A 583-nucleotide genomic window follows, 5' to 3' on the forward strand; every position below is an offset into this window, starting at 1 on the left:
TGCCCCAGCACCACGGGCACGGGGAAGGGGATGGTCCCGTCGACCACGGACAGATCGCTGTGACACAGCCCGGCGGCCGAGATCGCGACCAGCACCTCCCCGGGCCCCGGGTCCCGTACCTCCAGGTCGTCGACGACCTCTACCCGCTTACCGTCGAACACCACACCGCGCATCAGACGACCCCCTTGGGCTCCCTCGGCAGGCCGAGCACCCGCTCGGCGATGATGTTGCGCTGCACCTGGTCCGAGCCGCCGTAGATGGTGTCGGCCCGCGAGAACAGGAACAGGTGCTGATCCGGGTCGAGTCGGTACGACGCGGAAGGCGACCAGTCCGAGGCGCTCACGGCCGCCCCGGCCCCCCGCACCAGCACCGCCAACTCCCCCAGCCGCTGGTGCCAGTTCGCCCACAGCAGCTTCGCCACACTCGGCGCGCCCGCGTCGCCCGAACCCCCCAGCGTGCGCAGGGCGTTCCACCGCATGACCCGCAACTCCGCCCACAGCCGCACGATCCGCTCCCGCACCACCGGATCCCCGGCCGCACCACTGCGCAGGGCGCCCCGCACGACCTCCGTCAACTCCTGGGC

2 protein-coding genes are annotated in these 583 nt (G+C 72.2%); both read right to left on the bottom strand.

Annotated elements, in window-relative coordinates:
- The coding region (locus GRC12_RS44930) for an alcohol dehydrogenase catalytic domain-containing protein (protein WP_208786147.1) at positions 1-173 on the bottom strand (173 nt) is incomplete at its 3' end.
- A partial coding sequence (locus GRC12_RS44935) for an acyl-CoA dehydrogenase family protein (protein WP_280117609.1) occupies positions 173-583 on the bottom strand: 411 nt, incomplete at its 5' end. The genes GRC12_RS44930 and GRC12_RS44935, both read right to left, overlap by 1 nt.

Origin of the sequence: Streptomyces griseorubiginosus (assembly GCF_017614965.1) — a bacterium.
Lineage (GTDB): Bacteria > Actinomycetota > Actinomycetes > Streptomycetales > Streptomycetaceae > Streptomyces > Streptomyces griseorubiginosus_B.